Origin of the sequence: Gordonia westfalica (assembly GCF_900105725.1) — a bacterium.
Lineage (GTDB): Bacteria > Actinomycetota > Actinomycetes > Mycobacteriales > Mycobacteriaceae > Gordonia > Gordonia westfalica.
In genome coordinates this window covers 841,365-860,357 of the sequence record NZ_FNLM01000034.1, presented here as the reverse complement: position 1 = coordinate 860,357, position 18,993 = coordinate 841,365, and the positions used below count along the sequence as shown (strand labels likewise).

Sequence of the window (18,993 nt, the reverse complement as noted above, 5' to 3'; positions counted from 1 at the left end):
ACCGACGAGTGAGGAAGCGAATGAGCGAAGCGCCCGATCCCACCCCATCCGATCTCAACAAGTCCGAGCGTTCCGGATTCCAACGAGTCCTGCTGAAGCTGGGCGGTGAGATGTTCGGCGGGGGAGAGGTCGGTCTGGACCCGGACGTCGTCGCGACCGTGGCCGATCAGATCGCCGACGTCGTCAACTCCGGCGTCCAGGTGGCCGTCGTGATCGGTGGCGGCAACTTCTTCCGCGGCGCCGAGCTGCAGCAGCGCGGCCTCGACCGCAGTCGCTCGGACTACATGGGCATGCTCGGCACCGTGATGAACTGCCTTGCGCTGCAGGACTTCCTGGAGAAGCGCGGCATCAGCACGCGAGTGCAGACCGCCATCACCATGGGGCAGGTCGCCGAGCCGTACCTGCCGCTGCGCGCCCAGCGTCACCTGGAGAAGGGGCGCGTGGTCATCTTCGGCGCCGGCATGGGCATGCCGTACTTCTCCACCGACACCACCGCCGCCCAGCGCGCGTTGGAGATCAAGGCGGAGGTGGTCCTCATGGCCAAGGCCGTCGACGGTGTCTACGACGCCGACCCGCGTACCGATCCCGACGCCAAGCTGTTCACCGAGATCACCCACCGTGAGGTCCTCGACAAGGAGCTCAAGGTCGCCGACGCGACCGCCTTCAGTCTGTGTATGGACAACAAGATGCCGATCTTGGTGTTCAATTTGCTCCAACAGGGCAACATCGCCAGGGCGGTGGCCGGGGAGCGGATCGGCACGCTGGTCGGCACCTAACCGCACGCACCGGACACGCACGCACACGAGAACCGGCCTCCTCCCCAGGAAGCCCGACCGAACGGAACAAGGACGAAGATGATCGACGACGCGTTGCTCGACGCCGAGGAGAAGATGGAGAAGGCGGTCAACGTCGCCAAGGAGGACATGGGCTCCATCCGCACCGGACGTGCGAACCCGGCCATGTTCAACAAGATCAACATCGAGTACTACGGCGCGCTCACCCCGGTGACGCAGGTCTCGTCGATCAACACGCCCGAGCCGCGCCTCGTCGTCATCAAGCCGTACGAGGCGTCGACCCTCCGCGACATCGAGACCGCGATCCGCAACTCCGACCTGGGTGTGAACCCCACCAACGACGGCACGATCATCCGTGTCGCCATCCCGCAGCTCACCGAGGAGCGTCGTCGCGACCTGGTCAAGCAGGCCAAGGGTAAGGGCGAGGACGCGAAGGTCGCCATCCGCAACGTGCGCCGCAAGGCCGCCGACGAGCTCAAGCGCATCCAGAAGGACGGCGAGGCGGGCGAGGACGAGGTCACCCGTGCCGAGAAGGAACTCGACAAGACCACGGCCACCTACGTGCATCAGATCGACGAACTGGTGAAGCACAAAGAAGACGAATTGCTCGAGGTGTGAGCGAGAAGACATCCGACCCCGAGAAGGATTCTGGCCCCGAGAAGGATTCTGGACCGGCCAAGAAGTCACGGGCAGGTCGTGACCTGCCGGCCGCCATCGCGGTGGGCGGCACGCTCGGCGTCAGCATCATCCTGATCCTGCTGTTCGCGCCGATGCTCTGGTACGGCCTCGTGGCGGCCGCGTTCGCGATCGCCACCTGGGAGGTCACCAAGCGTCTGCACACCGCGGGATACAACGTCGCGCTCTGGCCGCTGCTCATCGGCGGACAGGCCATCATCTGGCTGAGCTGGCCGTACGGGCCCACCGGGGTGCTCGTCGCCTTCGTGGCGACCGTCCTGGTCTCGATGGTGTGGAAGCTGCTCGCGCAGGGCATCTCCAGCGCTCCCGAGAACTACCTCAAGGACCTGGCTCTCACGGTGTTCGTGCTGGCCTGGCTCCCGCTGCTCGCGTCCTTCGGTGTGATGCTCGTGACGCAGGAGGACGGCGCGGCCCGGGTCGCGACCCTCATGGTGGTCGTCGTCTGCTCCGACGTGGGCGGGTACGCCGCCGGGGTCCTCTTCGGCAAACATCCGATGGCGCCGGCCATCAGCCCCAAGAAGTCGTGGGAAGGTCTCGTCGGTTCGCTGCTCGTCGGCACCATCGGCGCGGTCGGCTGCATCACGTTCCTGATCGGGAGCCACTGGTGGATCGGCCTGATCCTGGGACCGGTGCTGGTCGTCTGCGCGACGCTCGGCGATCTGGTGGAGTCGCAGGTCAAGCGTGACCTCGGCATCAAGGACATGGGCACGCTGCTACCGGGTCACGGCGGCATCATGGACCGCCTCGACAGCCTGCTGCCCTCGGCGTTCGTCGTCTGGGCGGTGCTGACCGCCCTGCTCTGACCGCCCTGCTCGGACCAGGACGGTCCGACTATTTCGTGGCCTTGTTGAGGGCTCGTCGCAACTGCAGCATGCGCAGGCCGCCGACGAGCGCGACGATCAGCGCACCCGCGATGGCGGCGATCAGCAGGCTCACGCCCAGCGGGAGATTGACCTCCCAGAAGATCAGCTCGATCCGCTGACTCTCCAGGTTCTGGACGATGAACACCAGCAGCAGGACCAGGATGATCGCCCCGATGATGACCCCGAACCAGGTCGCCCGCGTGCGGGTGTGCTCGACGTCGGCCACCGTCTGTCGCAGCCGGTCTCGCTCGGCCACCACGGTGTCCTGATCGTCGCCCGGAGGCACCGGAGCCCCGGGCTCCGGTACTGCCTCGGGCGCCGGGCCGGGCTCGCCCTGCGAACCCCACTGCGGGACCGGATTTCCGCTTCGTCGGCGATCGGGTGTGGTCATGGGTTCATCATGACATGCGACAATGGCTGAATGACCTCATTACCGCTGGTGTTCGACGCGCCCAAACGCGGGCTGCCGCCGACACACTTCGCCGACCTCGACGCCGCCGGTCGCGTCGCGGCGCTGGCTGAGTTGGGGCTCCCGAAGTTCCGTGCCGACCAGTTGGCCCGTCAGTACTACGCCCGACTCAACGGCGACGTCGACGAGATGACCGACCTGCCCGCGGCCTCCCGCGAGGCCGTGCGGGAAAAGCTGTTCCCGCAGCTGCTGGCGCCGGTCCGGCATATCTCGTGCGACGACGACTCCACCCGCAAGACGCTGTGGCGCCTCCACGACGGCACACTCCTCGAGAGCGTGCTGATGCGCTACACCGAGCGCAACACGTTGTGCATCTCCAGCCAGGCCGGCTGCGGCATGGCCTGCCCGTTCTGTGCGACCGGACAGGGCGGCCTCGACCGCAACCTGTCGACCGCGGAGATCGTCGATCAGGTGCGGGCCGCGGCGCGTGCCCTGCGCGACGGTGAGCTCGGCGAGCCGGGTCGCCTGTCGAACGTCGTGTTCATGGGTATGGGGGAGCCGCTCGCCAACTACAAGCGCGTGGTGAGCGCGGTCCGGCAGATCACCTCACCCGCACCCGACGGACTGGGCATCTCGGCGCGGTCGGTGACCGTCTCGACCGTCGGTCTCGCACCGGCGATCCGGCGGCTCGCCGACGAGGGGCTGTCGGTCACGCTCGCGGTGTCGCTGCACACGCCCGACGACGAGCTGCGCGACACCCTGGTCCCGGTGAACAACCGCTGGTCGGTGGCCGAGGTCCTCGAGGCCGCGCGGTACTACGCCGACACCACCGGACGCCGCGTCTCGATCGAGTACGCGCTGATCCGCGACGTCAACGACCAGCCGTGGCGGGCCGATCTGCTCGGGCAGAAGCTGCACAAGGCCCTCGGGTCCCTCGTGCACGTCAACCTCATCCCGCTCAACCCGACACCCGGCTCGGAGTGGGACGCCAGCCCCAAGCCGGTGGAACGCGAATTCGTGCGCCGCGTCCGGGAGCAGGGCGTGTCCTGCACCGTGCGCGACACCCGCGGCCAGGAGATCGCCGCGGCCTGCGGACAGCTGGCCGCCGAAGAGCGCTGACGCGCCGACCGACAACGAAGAAAAACGCTGAGCGGCCGGGGCCGCTCAGCGTTTCTTCGTATTGGGGTTCAGTGGTCGGTCAGGACCACTTGCCGCGGCTCATCCACCAGCCGCGCGCGGCGATGACCAACACGCCGACGGCGAAGGCGACGAGCCAGATGTCCTCGACGTGGCCGGTGTGGTTACCGATCATCATGAGCAGCAGGAAAGCGGCGAAGAACACAGCGGCGCCGTAGAACGTCTTCGTCGCCACCCCGTGCCAGCCGAAACGGGCCGACGGTGCATCGGCGGGCTCACGGCGCCAGCCGGTGTCGATGACCTCGGCGTGTCCGCCAGTGTGCTCCACATCGGTGCTTGCCACAGCCACTCCTCACAGCGCGGGTCGTCAGATGTCTGACGAACGGTAGTAGTTCTCGATCAGCATAGCGGCACAGCGATCTCGCCGACCGAGCCCGGTGGGTGATTCGGTGACAGAATGCGGCTCATGTCTTCGTCGGAGTTCCGCCCAGGCCCGGGTGCGGGCCGTTCCCTCGCCGATTACCGGGCCGAGGCCTATCCCCGCGACATGGTCGGTTACGGTGCCACGCCACCGGATCCGCAGTGGCCCGGCGGTGCGAAGGTCGCCGTCCAGTTCGTGCTCAACTACGAGGAGGGCGGCGAGAACAACGTCCTCGAGAACGACCGCGGCAGCGAGACCTTCCTGTCGGAAATGGTCGGCGCGCAATCATTCCCGAACCGGCACATGAGCATGGAGAGCATGTACGAGTACGGCTCGCGGGCGGGCGTCTGGCGAGTCCTGCGGGCGTTCGAGCGCCGTGGGCTGCCGCTGACGGTCTTCGCCGTCTCCCAGGCCATGGCCCGCAACCCCGAGGTCGCGGCGGCCTTCGTCGAACGCGGCCACGAGATCGCCTGCCACGGATACCGGTGGCTCAACTACCAGCTGATCGACCCCGAGGTCGAGCGGGAGCACATGCGGGCCGGTATCGAGCTGCTCACCGAGATCACCGGTGAGCGGCCACGGGGCTGGTACACCGGACGCGACTCGCCCAACACGCGCCGGCTCGTCGTCGAACAGGGTGGATTCACCTACGACTCAGACAGTTACGCCGACGATCTGCCCTATTGGGTGAAGGTCCTGCGCGGCGACGAGCTCGTCGATCACCTCGTCGTGCCGTACACGCTGGACACCAACGACATGCGGTTCTCCTCGCCTGGCGGATTCCCGTCGGGGGAGCAGTTCTTCGCGCATCTGCGCGACGCCTTCGACGTGCTCTACCGCGAGGGCGTCGACGGGTCGCCGAAGATGCTCTCGGTGGGTCTCCACTGCCGGCTCGTCGGGCGGCCCGCGCGATTGGCCGCCCTCGAGCGGTTCCTCGACCACGTCCAGTCCCACGACGATGTGTGGATCACCCGCCGCATCGAGATCGCCGAACACTGGCGGAAGGTGCACCCGGCCGGCTGACACAATGGATACGTGCCCACACGTGTCTTGATCCTCGGCTCGACCGGTTCCATCGGCGTTCAGGCGCTCGAAGTGATCGCCGAGCATCCCGATCGCTTCGAGGTCGCCGGCCTCGGCGCGGGCGGCGGCAACCTCGACCGGCTCGTGCAGCAGGCCGCCGCCTTCGGTGTACCGGCGTCGAGGCTGGCCGTCGCCGATGTCGCCCGCGCCGCCGAACTGTCCGAACGACTCGGGGCGACCGTCCTCGGCGGTGCCGACGCCATGTGTGACCTCGTCGACGCGGTCGCCGCCGAGGCCGGTGTCGACGTCGTGCTCAACGCCGTGGTCGGCTCGATCGGCCTGGCGCCCTCGCTCGCCGCCCTGCGGACCGGCGCGCGACTCGCCCTCGCGAACAAGGAATCGCTCGTCGCCGGCGGGTCACTGGTCCTCGACGCGGCGGCCCCCGGACAGATCGTCCCGGTGGACTCGGAGCATTCGGCGATCGCCCAGTGCCTGCGCGCCGGAACGGCCGCCGAGGTCGATCGCCTCGTCCTCACCGCGTCGGGCGGGCCGTTCCGCGGCTGGACCGCAGAGCAACTCGAGGACGTCACCCCCGAACAGGCCGGCCGCCATCCCACCTGGTCGATGGGGCCGATGATCACCCTGAACTCGGCGACCCTGGTCAACAAGGCGCTCGAGGTCATCGAGGCGCACCTGCTCTTCGACGTCGACTACGACCACATCGACGTCACCGTCCATCCGCAGTCGATCGTGCACTCGATGGTGACCTTCGTCGACGGCGCGACCGTCGCCAAGGCCTCGCCGCCGTCGATGAAACTGCCCATCGCGCTGGCGATGGGCTGGCCGGATCGCGTTCCCGGATCGTCGACCGCCTGCGACTTCTCCACCGCCTCGGCGTGGACGTTCGAGCCGGTCGACGACAAGGTGTTCCCGGCGATCGAGCTCGCCCGGGCGGCCGGACGGGGCGGGGGAGTCTCACGGCGGTGTACAACGCGGCCAACGAGGCGGCCGCCGAGGGCTTCTTCGCAGGTGCGATCCGGTTCCCGCGCATCGTCGGGATCGTCGGCGAGGTGCTCGGCGAGGCGGATCAGTGGCGTGTCGCGCCAGGTACTGTGGAGGAGGTCTTCGCCGCCGATCGGTGGGCCCGGGAACGCGCAGCTCAGCTGGTCGCGGCCGCCGTGTAGCTGGATGGAGTGAGTACGTGAGTTTCGCGATCGGTGTCACGCTCTTCGCGTTGGCGCTGTTGCTGTCGGTCGCCTGGCATGAGTGCGGTCACATGTGGGCTGCGCAAGCGACCGGCATGAAGGTGCGTCGCTACTTCGTGGGCTTCGGACCGACGATCTGGTCGACGCGCCGCGGCGAGACCGAATACGGACTCAAGGCGATCCCGCTCGGCGGCTTCTGCGACATCGCGGGCATGACCCCGCACGAGGAGCTCACCGCCGACGAGCAGGACCGGGCGATGTACAAGCAGAAGGCGTGGAAGCGCCTCGTCGTGCTGTTCGCCGGTCCCGCGCAGAACTTCATCCTCGGCTTCGTCCTGATCATCATCGTCGGCCTCAGCTTCGGTCTGCCCGACCTCAGCCCGCCGCCCACCCCCGCGAAGGTCGCCGAGACCCAGTGCGTCTCGTCGACGATCACCATCGCCGACGGCAAACAGACCAACTCGCCGTGCACCGGCGGTGGTCCCGCAGCGGCCGCCGGGCTGCGTCCGGGCGATGAGATCGTCGCCATCAACGGCCAACCGGTCGGCAAGGCCGCCGACCTGACCCCGGTCATCCGGGAGTCGACCGGTCCGGTGGTCCTCTCCGTCGACCGTGCCGGCGAACGCCTCGAGCTGACGATGACGCCCGAACCCGTCACCGTGTCCGCGACGCGTTCCGACGGCACCACCGAGACCGTCAGCTACAACATGGTCGGCATCGCCTACGACGCCCCGCCGGCGATCAAGGACTTCAGCGGCTTCGACGTGATCCCGGGCGCCGTCGTCTTCACCGGCGACCTGATCAAGGAGACCTGGAACGCGCTGCTGTCGCTGCCCAGCAAGATCGGTGCGCTCTGGACCGCGGTGACCGGCGGAGAGCGCGCCCTCGACACCCCGGTCAGCGTCTACGGCGCCTCCGTGCTCGGCGGTCAGGCCGTCGAACGCGGACTGTGGGACATGTTCTGGATGCTGCTGATCAGCATCAACTTCTTCCTCGGCCTGTTCAACCTGGTCCCGCTGCTGCCGCTCGACGGCGGGCACATGGCGATCGTGGGCTACGAGAAGGGCCGCGACACCGTCCGTCGCTGGTTCGGCCGGGCACCCGGTGCCGCCGTCGACTACTACAAGCTGCTCCCGATCACCTACGCCGCGGTGGTGGTGATGGCCGGCTTCATGGTGCTCACCCTGACCGCCGACATCGTCAACCCGATCAATCCGTGGTGAGTTCCGGCGACGAATTCCCACCAGACATCCATCAGCCCCAACACGTCCGACTCACAGAGGTGAACAGATGAACGCCCCGACTCCTGCCAACGCCGTGCCGATCGGACTCGGCATGCCGGCCGGACCCCCGCCGGTGCTGGCCCCGCGCCGCAAGACCCGGCAGCTGTTCGTCGGCTCGGTCGGCGTCGGCAGCGACCACCCGATCTCGGTGCAGTCGATGACGACCACCAAGACCCACGACATCAACGCGACCCTGCAGCAGATCGCGGAGCTGACCGCGTCGGGTTGCGACATCGTCCGTGTCGCATGCCCGCGTCCCGAAGACGCCGAGGCGCTGCCGATCATCGCCAAGAAGTCGAAGATCCCGGTCATCGCCGACATCCACTTCCAGCCGAAGTACATCTTCGCCGCGATCGACGCCGGTTGTGCCGCGGTGCGCGTGAACCCGGGCAACATCAAGGAATTCGACGGCCGGGTCAAAGAGGTCGCCAAGGCTGCCGGTGAGGCCGGCATCCCCATCCGCATCGGCGTCAACGCGGGTTCACTCGACAAGCGCATCCTGCAGAAGTACGGCAAGGCGACGCCCGAGGCGCTCGTCGAGTCGGCGCTGTGGGAGGCGGGACTGTTCGAGGAGCACGGCTTCGGCGACATCAAGATCTCGGTGAAGCACAACGACCCGGTCATCATGGTCGAGGCCTACCGCCAGCTGGCCGCGCAGTGCGACTACCCGCTGCACCTCGGCGTCACCGAGGCGGGTCCGGCGTTCCAGGGCACCATCAAGTCCGCGGTCGCGTTCGGTGCGCTGCTGAGCGAGGGCATCGGCGACACCATCCGCGTCTCGCTGTCGGCACCGCCCGCCGAGGAGATCAAGGTCGGTGACCAGATCCTCCAGTCGCTCAACCTGCGGCCGCGCAAGCTCGAGATCGTGTCCTGCCCGTCGTGCGGACGCGCCCAGGTCGACGTCTACAAACTCGCCGACGAGGTGACCGCGGGACTCGAGGGCATGGATGTCCCGCTGCGCGTGGCGGTCATGGGTTGCGTGGTCAACGGACCCGGTGAGGCCCGCGAGGCCGACCTCGGTGTCGCCTCCGGAAACGGCAAGGGACAGATCTTCGTCAAGGGCGAGGTCATCAAGACCGTCCCGGAGGCGCAGATCGTGGAGACATTGATCGAGGAAGCGCTGCGGATTGCCGAGGAAACAGGAGAAACTGGAGACGGCACGCACGTCGGCCCGCCGGTGGTGACCGTCTCCTAGACGATGGGGTTCCAGGGCGCGGGCGCTGTCGCGAGATCCTTTCAGGAAAGTGAGGAGCGGTGGTGCTGAAGCTACTGGGCGACAAACCGCTCGGCGCGCGTGATGCGGCCGCTGTCGAACGCGTGCTCATGTCCGACCCGGTGGCGATGTGCATGGTCGCCGCGAGGTTCGAGACCCACGGCATCAACCCGCGTCTCCTCGGCGGTGAGCTCTGGACCGCGCAGGATCCGTCGACGTCGCTGTGTTTCTCCGGCGCCAACCTGATCCCGCTGCTCGGGGCCGCCGACGATCTCGACTACTTCTCCGACCGTGCGGTGGCCGCCCCGCGTGCCTGTTCGTCGATCGTCGGTCGGGCCGACCTGGTGCTGCCGATGTGGCAGCAGATCGAACCCGTGTGGGGCCCGGCGCGCGAGGTGCGGCCGGTCCAGCCGCTGCTGGTCCTGACCGGATGCCCGGCGGTGCCATCGGATCCGGCCGTGCGACTCGTCACGCTCGACGACCTCGACGCCTACATGCCGGCCGCGATCGACATGTTCATCGGCGAGGTCGGCGTCGACCCCACCGCCGGTGACGGCGGCCGCTCCTACCGCAGGCGCCTCGCATCGTTGATCTCGGCCCAGCGGGTCTTCGCCCGCTTCGACGGCCCCGACGTCGTGTTCAAGGCGGAGATCGGGTCGCTGTCGCGGCGGGTCGGTCAGATCCAAGGTGTGTGGGTGTCGCCGGAACGCCGCGGCGAAGGGCTGGGCCTGGGCGGCACCGCCGCCGTCGCCGAGGCGGTCGCCGCTCACGGGCGACTCCCGAGCCTCTACGTCAACAGCTTCAACGAGACCGCGCGCGCGGTGTACGACCGCATCGGGTTCACCGAGGTCGGCACCTTCGCCACCGTCCTCGTCGACTGATCCGAACCGGTCCGGAGGTCACAGTGCGACCTCCCGCGTGGCTACCCGGGATCGGCGGGTCGCAGCCCTAGACTCGACCGCGATGTGGCACACGCGAACTCGATGGACCCCGGCGGTGATCGTCGCGGTCAGTGCTGTCGTGATCGCGGCCACCGCAGCCTGTTCGACCTCGGAGGACGACGGCCCGCGACGCGCCGCCGAACGATTCCTCGAGGCGTACTCGCAACAGGAACTCGACGCAGCCGCCGCCCTCACCGATGTGCCGCAGACCTCGGGGTCGGCGATGAAGTCGGCGTGGTCGGGGCTCGCCGCGGAAGAACTCGACGCGAAGGCCGGTCGAGTACGCGTCACCGGTGACACGGCGGAGGTGCAGGTCGACTACACCTGGACCCTCCCGCGCGGCCGGGACTGGTCCTACGACGCGACCCTGCGCATGGGCCGATCCGACACCGGCTGGGCGGTGCGCTGGGCGTCGACCGCGATCCACCCGAAACTCGGTGCCGACCAACGACTCTCGCTCCAGATCATCGAGGCGCCCCGGGCCACGGTGAACGAGGCCGACGGCTCTGAGGTGATGGTCAACGGCACCGTCGTCGGGGTGAACTTCGATCCGGAGAAGGCGACCGAACAGGGCGCCTCCGTGGCGGCCTCGGTCACCAGTGCGGTGGCGGTGCTGCGCCGGTTCAACCCGGACCTCGACGAGCAGCTGATCACCGAGCGGGTCACCTCGAACGGGCAGCAGTATCCGCTGGCCCGCCTGTCCAACGCCCAGTTCGACCGGCTCCGCGACCAGCTCGCGATCCCCGGTGTCGTCACCAACGAGCAGGCCGAACTGGTCCCCAAGGACCCGAAGTTCGCGCCGGCGCTGCTGACCGAGGTCAAGAAGGTCGTCGACGGCGAGGTCGCCGGGCGGGCCGGTTGGCGCGTGGTCTCGGTCAACCCGAACGGTCTGGACGCCGACGTGCTCGCCGACCACGATCCCGACCCGTCGCCCGCGGTGTCGCTCAGCCTGTCGCGGACCGTGCAGAACTCGGCCCAGCGGGCGGTCAACGCCGCCAACCGGTTCCAGGTGGCGATGGTCGTCGTGCAGCCGTCCACCGGACGCATCCTGGCCGTCGCCCAGAATCCGTCCGCGGACCGGCAGGGGCCGATCGCGACCACCGGCCTGTATCCGCCCGGTTCGACGTTCAAGATGGTCACCGCCGCGGCTGCGATCAACCGCAAGATGGCCTCCCCGGACACGACCGTCGGCTGTCCGGGTGAGATCCAGATCGGCCCGCGCCTGATCCCGAACTACAACGGCTTCTCGCTGGGTACCGTGTCGATGCTGCAGGCCTTCGCCGCCTCGTGCAACACCACGTTCGCCAAGCTCGCCAGCCAGATGGGACCCTCGGACCTCGCCCACACCGCCGCGGCGATGGGGATCGGTCAGCGGTATTCGATCGCCGGCCTCGACGCCGTGTCCGGATCGGTGCCGATCGAGAACGAACTGGTCGCACGCAGTGAGGACGGGTTCGGCCAGGGCAAGGTGCTCGTCTCGCCCCTCGGCCTGGCGCTCGTCGCGGCGACCGTCGCCAACGGCTCCAAAGCCCCGGTGCCGCAACTCATCCTGGACAAGCCCACCGAGATCGAGGGTCCCATCCCGACGATGCCGCCCGAGGTCTACGAGCAACTGCGGCCGATGATGCGTGCCGTCATCACCAGCGGTACCGCATCGGTGATCGACGGCCGCGGAGCCGTGTTCGGCAAGACCGGTGAGGCCGAGTTCGACGGCGGATCGCACGCCTGGTTCGCCGGTTACCGCGGCGACATCGCCTTCGCGACCCTCGTCGTCCGCGGCGGCGACTCCAACAATGCGGTGGCCGTCACCCGCGACTTCTTCGACGGACTCGGGCCGGGTTACGCGGTGCGGTGATCAGCGGGATGAGCGTTCGGGCAGGATGATCCGGCGCCCGCCGTGGTCGACGACCTCGACCGGATGATCGTAGGTCCGGCTCAACAGCTCGGCGGTCATCACCTCGTCGGTGGGGCCGACCGCGAGCAGCTCACCGTGTTTCATGACCGCGACGCGGTCGGCGTACGCGGCGGCCAGGGTCAGGTCGTGTACGACGAGCAGCACGGCATTTCCGGCGTCGCGATGGATGCGCAGGATCTCGAGGACCTGTTCCTGGTGGTGGATGTCGAGTGCGGCGGTCGGCTCGTCGAGCATCATGACCGGCGTGTCCTGGGCCAGGGCGCGCGCCAGCGAGACCCGTGCCTGCTGGCCGCCGGACAGCTGGGCGAAGGGCCGGTCGACGATGTCGGCGAGTTCGCACAGGTCGACGGCGTCGGCGATCACGGCGGGGGACTGGGCGGCCTTCGGGGTGCGTAGCCACGGGTAGCGGCCCATGGCGACGACCTCGGCGACGGTGAACGGCGTGTCCACCCGGTTCTGCTGGGTGACCACGCTGCGGTGCCGTGCGAGCTCGCGCAGCGAGGTGCTCGCGACGTCGCGGCCGTCGATCGTCACGCGGCCGCTCTGCGGCTTCCGCGTGCCCGACAGCACCGACAGCAGCGTCGACTTGCCGCAGCCGTTCGGGCCGACCAGCGTCACGATCTCGCCGGGATGGACCTCGAGCGACACCCCGCGGACGACCTCCCGCCCACCGAGTTCCACCCGGACGTCCTCGGCGACGATGCCCGGTGTCGTCGCGATCGTCTCGGCGGTCACCAGCCTGCCCCCGCTCGACGGCTGCGGCGCAGCAGGATGAAGAAGACCGGGCCGCCGATCAGAGCGGTGAACATGCCGAGCGGGAGATCTGCGTCGCCGAGCATGGTGCGGGCCGCGAGATCAGCGGCGGTGATGACCAGCGCACCGCCGATGACGCTGGTGGGCAGCAGGATCGAGTGCTTGGGGCCGACGATCAGCCGCATCACGTGCGGTACCACCAGACCCACGAACGCGATGATGCCCGCGAAGGCCACCGCGGCGGCGGTCAGGACCGCGGTCAGCACGATGGCCTGGCGTCGAACCGCTTCCACATTGACACCCAGTGACGCGGCCTGGATCTCGCCCAGCGCGAGCAGGTCGAGCTTGTGCACGAGGAGCACGCAGACGGCGACACCGATCACGACCAGCGGTGCGACGACCCAGATGTCGCTCCACGTGCCGCCGGCCAGCGAACCCAACTGCCAGAAGACGATCTGCTCGCGGGCGGCGGTGGAGGCGACGAAGGTGAGGAAGGCGATGACACCGGCGGCGAAGGCGTTCACCGCGATACCGGTGAGCACCAGCATGATGGCCGACGACGAGCCGTCGCGCAGCGACAGCACGTACACCGCCGCTGCAGTGGCCAGGCCGAAGACGAACGCGGCACCGGCGAGCAGCCAGTTGTCCGCGGCGCCGCCGACTCCCGCGCCGCCGCCGGCGACGACGATCACCAGGCAGGCGCCGATCGCGGACCCCGACGAGACGCCGATGATGCTCGGTTCGGCGAGCGGATTGGCGAGCACACCCTGCAGCAGGCAGCCGGCCGCGCCGAGCGCGGCGCCGACGAACAACCCGAGCACGATGCGGGGGAAGCGCACGTTCCACAGTGCGCCTTCGCCGTTGGGGTGCGACGGCAACGGCCCGATGTCGAGATGCCAGTGGTGCGCGATGCTGCCCAGCACCTCCAGGGGCGGGACCTGTACCTGGCCGATCCCCGCGGAGATGATCGCGAGCAGCGCGGTCGCGATCAGCATCACGACCACGACGACGGTGTTGCGGACCCGGTGTGAGGTCGCCACGGGCGCAGGGGTCTGCGCCGTGGTGGTGGGCGCGCTCACTCGTAGATCGCCTTCGCCAATGACGCCAGCACGAGACCCACGTCGGGTCCGAAGGCGAGGATCTTGGTCTCGTCCATCTGCACGACGCGGCCGTTGCGGCCGGCCTCGGTCTCGGCGATGCCGGGAAGGCTCAACACGCCCTCGGGACCGCCGACGGTGTCGGCGCCCTGCGTCATGACGATGACGACGTCGGGGTCCGCGGTGATCATCGACTCGGCGGTGACCGCGGTGAAGGCGCCCGTGAGCCGGGCGGCCTCGCCGGCGTCCTTGCCGCCGAGTTCGGCGATCAGATCGTCGGCGCCGGAACCGGGTCCGGCGAGCAGCAGGAGATTTCGGCCCCGGATGTAGAGGAACGCCATCGTCGGGTCGCCGGACGGATCGGGGACGAGGTCGCGGGCCGACTCGAGCTGGGCGTCCGTGCGCTCGACGAGCTTCTCGCCGGACTCGGGCACACCCAGGGTCTTCGCCACCGACCGCATCAGGGTGTCGTTGGAGGCGAGGTCGCGGGTCGCGGGGAACACCACGACCGCGACACCGGAATCGCGGATCTGGTCGACCGCAGTCGCGGGCACCGTCGACTCGCTGACGAGTACGACGGACGGATCAAGGGCCAGAACGGATTCCGCGTTGAGACTGTGGCCGCGGTTGGTCACCACCGGCAGGCCGGCCGCGGAGGGAAAGGCCGTCGAGGTGTCCCGGCCGACGACCTTGGAACCGAGACCGAGGGCATAGACGATGCTGCCGAGCGTGCCGCTGATGTCGACGGCGATGATCCGGCTCGCGTCGGTCACGGTCACCTCGCCGTAGCGCACCGACTCGACCGTGACCGGCAGCCTCGGCGTCGGATTCGCCGACACCGGGGTGACATCGGTGTTCTCGAACTCGGCGGTCTGCGGGCCGCTGCGCAGATGCGTGGTCGGGGACTTCTGCTTCTGGTCGATGGGTGTGACGAAGCAGGCCGAAGCGGTCAACGACACGATGGCAAGGGTGAGCAGGACCAGCAACGTCCGCATCGACCTGCTCGACGAGCTCACCGCGACCACCTTCGAATCGGTGACCGCGCGTCCCGTCGCGGTCATCTTAGGACGAGCTTACTTATGCGGACCGTCGCGTCCGCGCGCCGGTCCGGTCCGATCGGAGGAGATAAAGTGGCCGCATGCCAGTTCGCAGTGCCCTCAAGCCCGGTACCCCGACGCCGATCCGGACCGTTCCCGACTCCATCGAGCGACCGGAGTACGTGTGGAAGCCGACGGTCGACGAGGGGCACGAACCGTGGGTACAGACCCCCGAGACCATCGAGAAGATGCGCCTCGCCGGGAAGATCGCCGCCAACGCCCTCGCCGAGGCCGGCAAGGCCGTCGCACCCGGCGTGACCACCGATGAACTCGACCGCATCGCCCACGAGTACATGGTCGACCACGGCGCCTACCCGTCGACGCTGGGCTACAAGGACTTTCCGAAGTCCTGCTGCACCTCGCTCAACGAGGTGATCTGTCACGGCATCCCGGATTCGACCGTCATCGCCGACGGCGACATCGTCAACATCGACGTCACCGCCTACATCGACGGCGTCCACGGCGACACCAACGCGACCTTCCTCGCCGGGGACGTCGAGCAGGAGGTCGTCGATCTCGTCGAGCGCACCCGCATCGCCACCCAGCGGGCGATCAAGGCGGTCAAGCCGGGACGCGAACTCAACGTCGTCGGACGGGTCATCGAGTCGTACGCGAATCGCTTCGGCTACAGCGTCGTCCGCGACTTCACCGGCCACGGCATCGGTGAGACATTCCACAACGGCCTCGTCGTGCTGCACTACGACGAACCCGACGTCGACACCGTCCTCGAGCCGGGCATGGTCTTCACCATCGAGCCGATGATCAATCTCGGCGGCCTGGCCTGGGAGATGTGGGACGACGGCTGGACGGTCGTGACCGCGGACCGCAAGTGGACCGCTCAGTTCGAGCACACCCTCGTCGTCACCGAGGACGGCGCGGAGATCCTGACCGTGCCAGACGCCTGACCGTGCCAGACGCCTGACAGGGGCCGGACGAGTGCTCAGGCGGGGAAACGCACCGGCTGGGGCTCGTTGCTCGTCGTGGTGGTCCCGTTTCCCAGCTGTCCCTTGCTGTTGAGTCCCCAGCAATACATCTCGGAGCCCGCCACCGCACACACGTTGGCCGAGCCGGTGGTGATCTCGGTGACCCCGGACAGGCCGTTGACCCGGTCCGGGCTGTGGTCGGGAAGACCGCTCCGCGAGCCCCAGCAGTAGGCGGAACCGCCCGCCGCGGCGCAGGCGCCGTATCCTGCGGTGGACACCTGCGTCGCCCCGCGTACGTCGATCGGGGTCGGGCGCGTCCGGTTGACCTCGGTGCCGTCACCGAGCTGCCCGGAGTCGTTCTCGCCCCAGCAGAAGACGGCTCCCGCGACGCCACCGGAACCGTTGGCGACCGCGCAGGTCGAGTAGAGGCTCGTGCTGATCGAGGTGGGCGAATCGAGGCCGGTCACCCTGGTCGGTGCCGACCGGTTGGTGGTGGTCCCGTCGCCGACCTGCCCGTCGGCGTTGTTGCCCCAGCAGTAGGCGGTTCCCGACGCGATGGCGCAGGTCGTCGTGTGCGAGGTCGAGACCGCCGTGACGCCGGACAGGCCCGGGACCCGCGTCGGCTCCGGGACCGTGGCATCGCTGCCCCCGCCGGCCTGACCGTTGAGGTTGTTTCCCCAGCAGTACAGGTCGCCCGAGGTGATCGCACAGGTGGTGAGGCCGACGGACACCGCGCTCACCTCGCCCATGCCGCGGACCTTGGTCGGCAACGTCACCTTCTGACCGGACTGTCCGACGCCATGACCCCAGCAGTACAACTCACCCGAGGCGATCGCGCACGCCTTGCCGAGGCCACCCATGCTGACCGCCGACACGTCGTCGAGGCCGGAGACCTTCTCCGGGCGGGGTCGGTCCGTCGTCGAGCCGTCACCGAGCGTGCCGTACTGGTTGCCGCCCCAGCAGAAGAGCTCGCCGCCGCGCACCGCGCAGGTGCTGTCGCCGCTCGAGGCGATGGACTCGAAGTCGCTGCTCGAACCGGGTGCGGCACTGGTCGATCCGCTCGCCGATGAACTCGAGGACCCCGAGGCCGTGGTCGCCGGGGCGTCGTCCGAACCGACCAGGACGATCGCGGTGACGACGAGTGCCAGGACCAGGACGAAGACACCGACGCCCACGCCCACGAACAACCCGGTCCGCTTCGGCGGCCGGGGTGGCCCGGACGGCCCGGACGGCCCGGACTGCGGCCCGGGAGGTGGCGGGTTCTGGCCGCCGAATATCGGGACCGGGGTGTGCGGGTTGTAGCCGGGTGGCTGGAGCCGGGGGTGTTGCCGGGTGTTCGGGTACAGCTGCGCCGGTGGTTGCTGCTGAGGCTGTGGGTGTTGCTGGACCTGCGGCGGGAACGCGGGCGCCGGGGTGGTGGTCGCGGCTCGCCGCGGGCCGGCGGCCCCTGTCTGGTCGAGGGGACGCGCACGCTCGAGGGCCGTCGCGAAGTCCGCGCACGACGCGAACCGGTCGCCGGGTCGCTTGGCCAGCGCGCGGGCGAACACCGGGTCGAGGTGTGCCAGTGCCGGATCGCGGTCCGAGAGCCGGGGCACGGGGGAGTTCACATGACCCGAGATGAGGGCCATCGGCGTCGTGCCCGGGAACGGCTGACGGCCGGTGAGGAGTTCGAAGGCGGTGCAGGCCAGGGCGTATTGATCCGAGGCGGGGATCGCGGCCTCTCCGGTGAGCAGTTCCGGCGCGGCGTAGGCCAGGGTGCCCACGAACAGGTTCGTCGCCGTCATCTTGTTCCCGTCGACCAGGCGGGCGATGCCGAAGTCGAGGACCGTCACGCGGCTGATGCGCCCGTCCGGCCCGCGGGCGACGACGATGTTCGCGGGCTTGATGTCGCGGTGGATCACGCGTTGACCGTGGGCGTAGTCGAGTGCGTCGGCGGCGCGGCCGACGACGGTGACGACCTCGTCCACGGGCATCGGACCGGCTGCGGTGAGGTCCCGGCCGTCGAGGTAGGTCATCGAGAACCACGGGCTGCCGTTCTCCACCCCGTGGGTGTAGACGGTGACGATGCCCGGGTGATCGAGGGCCGCCGCGGTCCGGGCCTCGTTGCGGAAACGCTCGTCGAAGCTGGGATCCGCCGGATTCGGCGAGATGATCTTCAATGCCTCACGACGGCCCAGCGTCGGATGTTCGACGAGCCAGACCTGGCCCATGCCGCCGCGACCCAGCAGCGAGATCACGCGATACCCGGCGAACACCGATCCGGGTTCCACGATCTCCACGCCCGACGACCCCCTTGTTCCGACCTGCTCGCACAGGCTCTCCCGACCGCGCCCCCGCGGGCGCTGTCGTCACTCTAACCAGCCGGAGCGGCTCGCGAGGCGAGTGGTGCGTCGGCTGAACGACGTCGCCGCCAGACGGATGCCCCTACACGGATGGCCCGACCACGTGTCGGCTCCAGTCGACGTGCGGGATGCCGTCCTCGACGGTGACGCGTGCCCGGACCGAGTACACATCCTCGACCAGCTGTTCGGTGATGACTTCGATCGGGGTTCCGGCCGCGACGATCGAGCCGTGGTCGAGGACGACGACGCGGTCGCAGAACACCGCTGCGAGATTCAGGTCGTGCAGCGCGATGTAGCTGGTGATCGGCAGGCCGGATACCAAGGCGAGGATGTCGAGCTGGTGGGAGATGTCCAGGTGGTTCGTCGGCTCGTCGAGGAGCAGCTCGTCGGGTTGTTGGGCGAGGGCTCGTGCGATCTGGACGCGTTGACGTTCGCCGCCGGACAGCGTATGCCACCGCCGGTGCCGATGCCGGAGCATCCCGGTGTGCGTGAGCGCTTCGTCGATCGCGGCGGCGTCGGCTGCCTGGTCGCCGCCGAAGGTGCCGCTGTGCGGGATCCGTCCGAGCCTGACGATGTCGGCGACGTTGATGTCGATCTCGGTGTCCGCGTGTTGCTCGACGACGGCGACTCTCCGGGCGATCTGACGCCGGCGAAGCGTTCGTATGTCGGTGTTGTCCAACAGGACACGACCCGTGTCCGGTCTGTGGACTCCGGCCAGCACACCGAGGAGCGACGATTTTCCGGAGCCGTTGGGTCCGAGGAGTCCGATCGTCTCTCCTGGGGCCGGTTCGACGGTGACGCCGTCGAGGACGAGGTGTCCGCCGCGGCTCCATCCGATGTCTTTGGCGTGCAGGGGCATCAGCACACCGTCCGTTGCGTGG

Annotated in this window: 17 protein-coding genes and 1 pseudogene; 11 read left to right on the top strand and 7 right to left on the bottom strand. The window is 68.8% G+C overall.

Annotation, left to right across the window (positions count from 1 at the left end; all coding sequences use genetic code 11):
• Nucleotides 1-20 precede the first annotated feature (20 nt).
• From pyrH to BLU62_RS09255, 3 genes are all read left to right on the top strand, one after another.
• On the top strand, nt 21-776 hold the full coding sequence (gene pyrH / locus BLU62_RS09265) for a UMP kinase (RefSeq protein ID WP_074849232.1): 756 nt from the start codon (nt 21-23) through the stop codon (nt 774-776).
• Nucleotides 777-854: 78 nt separating this feature from the next.
• Entirely contained in the window at nt 855-1,412 is a 558-nt protein-coding gene (gene frr / locus BLU62_RS09260) for a ribosome recycling factor (protein WP_074849231.1), read from the top strand.
• Entirely contained in the window at nt 1,409-2,293 is an 885-nt protein-coding gene (locus BLU62_RS09255) for a phosphatidate cytidylyltransferase (RefSeq protein WP_074849230.1), read from the top strand. The genes frr and BLU62_RS09255 overlap by 4 nt, the downstream gene beginning before the upstream one ends.
• Before the next feature lie 28 nt (nt 2,294-2,321).
• Here the strand turns inward: BLU62_RS09255 and BLU62_RS09250 are convergent, their stop codons facing one another.
• Entirely contained in the window at nt 2,322-2,744 is a 423-nt protein-coding gene (locus BLU62_RS09250; protein WP_074849229.1) for a LapA family protein, read from the bottom strand.
• A gap of 30 nt (nt 2,745-2,774) precedes the next feature.
• Between BLU62_RS09250 and rlmN the strand changes: the two genes are divergently transcribed.
• Nucleotides 2,775-3,881, top strand: coding sequence for a dual-specificity RNA methyltransferase RlmN (gene rlmN / locus BLU62_RS09245; RefSeq protein ID WP_074849228.1), 1,107 nt, complete (start codon nt 2,775-2,777; stop codon nt 3,879-3,881).
• A 79-nt stretch (nt 3,882-3,960) separates the two neighbouring features.
• Here rlmN and BLU62_RS09240 read toward each other — a convergent pair whose 3' ends face one another.
• Nucleotides 3,961-4,242 (bottom strand): DUF2631 domain-containing protein, encoded by a 282-nt coding sequence (locus BLU62_RS09240; RefSeq protein WP_074849227.1) that lies wholly within the window; start codon nt 4,240-4,242, stop codon nt 3,961-3,963.
• A 114-nt stretch (nt 4,243-4,356) separates the two neighbouring features.
• Here BLU62_RS09240 and puuE point away from each other — a divergent pair, with 114 nt between their 5' ends.
• The 6 genes and pseudogenes from puuE (at nt 4,357) to BLU62_RS09210 (ending at nt 11,840) form a co-directional block, all read left to right on the top strand.
• Entirely contained in the window at nt 4,357-5,343 is a 987-nt protein-coding gene (puuE, locus tag BLU62_RS09235) for an allantoinase PuuE (RefSeq protein ID WP_074849226.1), read from the top strand.
• A gap of 12 nt (nt 5,344-5,355) precedes the next feature.
• A pseudogene (dxr, locus tag BLU62_RS09230) lies at nt 5,356-6,527 on the top strand (1-deoxy-D-xylulose-5-phosphate reductoisomerase).
• Nucleotides 6,528-6,544: 17 nt separating this feature from the next.
• Complete coding sequence (locus tag BLU62_RS09225) at nt 6,545-7,771, top strand: M50 family metallopeptidase (protein WP_074849225.1); 1,227 nt, start codon at nt 6,545-6,547, stop codon at nt 7,769-7,771.
• A 67-nt stretch (nt 7,772-7,838) separates the two neighbouring features.
• Nucleotides 7,839-9,026, top strand: coding sequence for a flavodoxin-dependent (E)-4-hydroxy-3-methylbut-2-enyl-diphosphate synthase (gene ispG, locus BLU62_RS09220; RefSeq protein WP_074849224.1), 1,188 nt, complete (start codon nt 7,839-7,841; stop codon nt 9,024-9,026).
• A 62-nt stretch (nt 9,027-9,088) separates the two neighbouring features.
• A complete protein-coding gene (locus tag BLU62_RS09215) occupies nt 9,089-9,925 on the top strand; it encodes a GNAT family N-acetyltransferase (RefSeq protein ID WP_074852789.1) in 837 nt (278 codons plus the stop codon).
• 82 nt (nt 9,926-10,007) lie between these two features.
• Nucleotides 10,008-11,840, top strand: coding sequence for a penicillin-binding transpeptidase domain-containing protein (locus BLU62_RS09210; protein ID WP_074849223.1), 1,833 nt, complete (start codon nt 10,008-10,010; stop codon nt 11,838-11,840).
• On the opposite strand, the gene BLU62_RS09205 is transcribed toward BLU62_RS09210, so the two are convergent.
• From BLU62_RS09205 to BLU62_RS09195, 3 genes are read right to left on the bottom strand one after another with little or no spacing between them, the layout of a single operon-like run.
• Nucleotides 11,841-12,635 carry a heme ABC transporter ATP-binding protein gene (locus BLU62_RS09205; RefSeq protein ID WP_425284541.1) on the bottom strand — a complete coding sequence of 265 codons (795 nt, stop codon included), beginning with the start codon at nt 12,633-12,635 and terminating at the stop codon, nt 11,841-11,843.
• Complete coding sequence (locus tag BLU62_RS09200; protein WP_074849221.1) at nt 12,632-13,732, bottom strand: FecCD family ABC transporter permease; 1,101 nt, start codon at nt 13,730-13,732, stop codon at nt 12,632-12,634. Before BLU62_RS09200 ends, BLU62_RS09205 begins: the two co-directional genes overlap by 4 nt.
• On the bottom strand, nt 13,729-14,745 hold the full coding sequence (locus BLU62_RS09195) for a heme/hemin ABC transporter substrate-binding protein (RefSeq protein WP_074852788.1): 1,017 nt from the start codon (nt 14,743-14,745) through the stop codon (nt 13,729-13,731). Before BLU62_RS09195 ends, BLU62_RS09200 begins: the two co-directional genes overlap by 4 nt.
• 143 nt (nt 14,746-14,888) lie before the next feature.
• Here BLU62_RS09195 and map point away from each other — a divergent pair, with 143 nt between their 5' ends.
• Nucleotides 14,889-15,752 (top strand): type I methionyl aminopeptidase, encoded by an 864-nt coding sequence (gene map, locus BLU62_RS09190; protein ID WP_074849220.1) that lies wholly within the window; start codon nt 14,889-14,891, stop codon nt 15,750-15,752.
• Nucleotides 15,753-15,787: 35 nt separating this feature from the next.
• Here the strand turns inward: map and BLU62_RS09185 are convergent, their stop codons facing one another.
• Both BLU62_RS09185 and BLU62_RS09180 read right to left on the bottom strand, forming a co-directional pair.
• Nucleotides 15,788-18,049 (bottom strand): protein kinase domain-containing protein, encoded by a 2,262-nt coding sequence (locus BLU62_RS09185; protein ID WP_074849219.1) that lies wholly within the window; start codon nt 18,047-18,049, stop codon nt 15,788-15,790.
• Between the two features lie 145 nt (nt 18,050-18,194).
• The gene (locus BLU62_RS09180) at nt 18,195-18,971 is read right to left on the bottom strand and encodes an ABC transporter ATP-binding protein (protein ID WP_074852787.1); all 777 of its coding nucleotides are present in this window, start codon (nt 18,969-18,971) and stop codon (nt 18,195-18,197) included.
• Nucleotides 18,972-18,993 lie beyond the last annotated feature (22 nt).

What these genes read in the sequence shown, in the direction of transcription:
- pyrH (WP_074849232.1), top strand. Translation starts at nt 21, where the DNA reads ATGAGCGAAGCGCCCGATCCCACCCCATCCGATCTCAACAAGTCCGAG.
- frr (WP_074849231.1), top strand. Translation starts at nt 855, where the DNA reads ATGATCGACGACGCGTTGCTCGACGCCGAGGAGAAGATGGAGAAGGCG.
- BLU62_RS09250 (WP_074849229.1), bottom strand. Translation starts at nt 2,744, where the DNA reads ATGACCACACCCGATCGCCGACGAAGCGGAAATCCGGTCCCGCAGTGG.
- rlmN (WP_074849228.1), top strand. Translation starts at nt 2,775, where the DNA reads ATGACCTCATTACCGCTGGTGTTCGACGCGCCCAAACGCGGGCTGCCG.
- puuE (WP_074849226.1), top strand. Translation starts at nt 4,357, where the DNA reads ATGCGGCTCATGTCTTCGTCGGAGTTCCGCCCAGGCCCGGGTGCGGGC.
- ispG (WP_074849224.1), top strand. Translation starts at nt 7,839, where the DNA reads ATGAACGCCCCGACTCCTGCCAACGCCGTGCCGATCGGACTCGGCATG.
- BLU62_RS09210 (WP_074849223.1), top strand. Translation starts at nt 10,008, where the DNA reads ATGTGGCACACGCGAACTCGATGGACCCCGGCGGTGATCGTCGCGGTC.
- BLU62_RS09195 (WP_074852788.1), bottom strand. Translation starts at nt 14,745, where the DNA reads ATGCGGACGTTGCTGGTCCTGCTCACCCTTGCCATCGTGTCGTTGACC.
- map (WP_074849220.1), top strand. Translation starts at nt 14,889, where the DNA reads ATGCCAGTTCGCAGTGCCCTCAAGCCCGGTACCCCGACGCCGATCCGG.
- BLU62_RS09180 (WP_074852787.1), bottom strand. Translation starts at nt 18,971, where the DNA reads ATGCCCCTGCACGCCAAAGACATCGGATGGAGCCGCGGCGGACACCTC.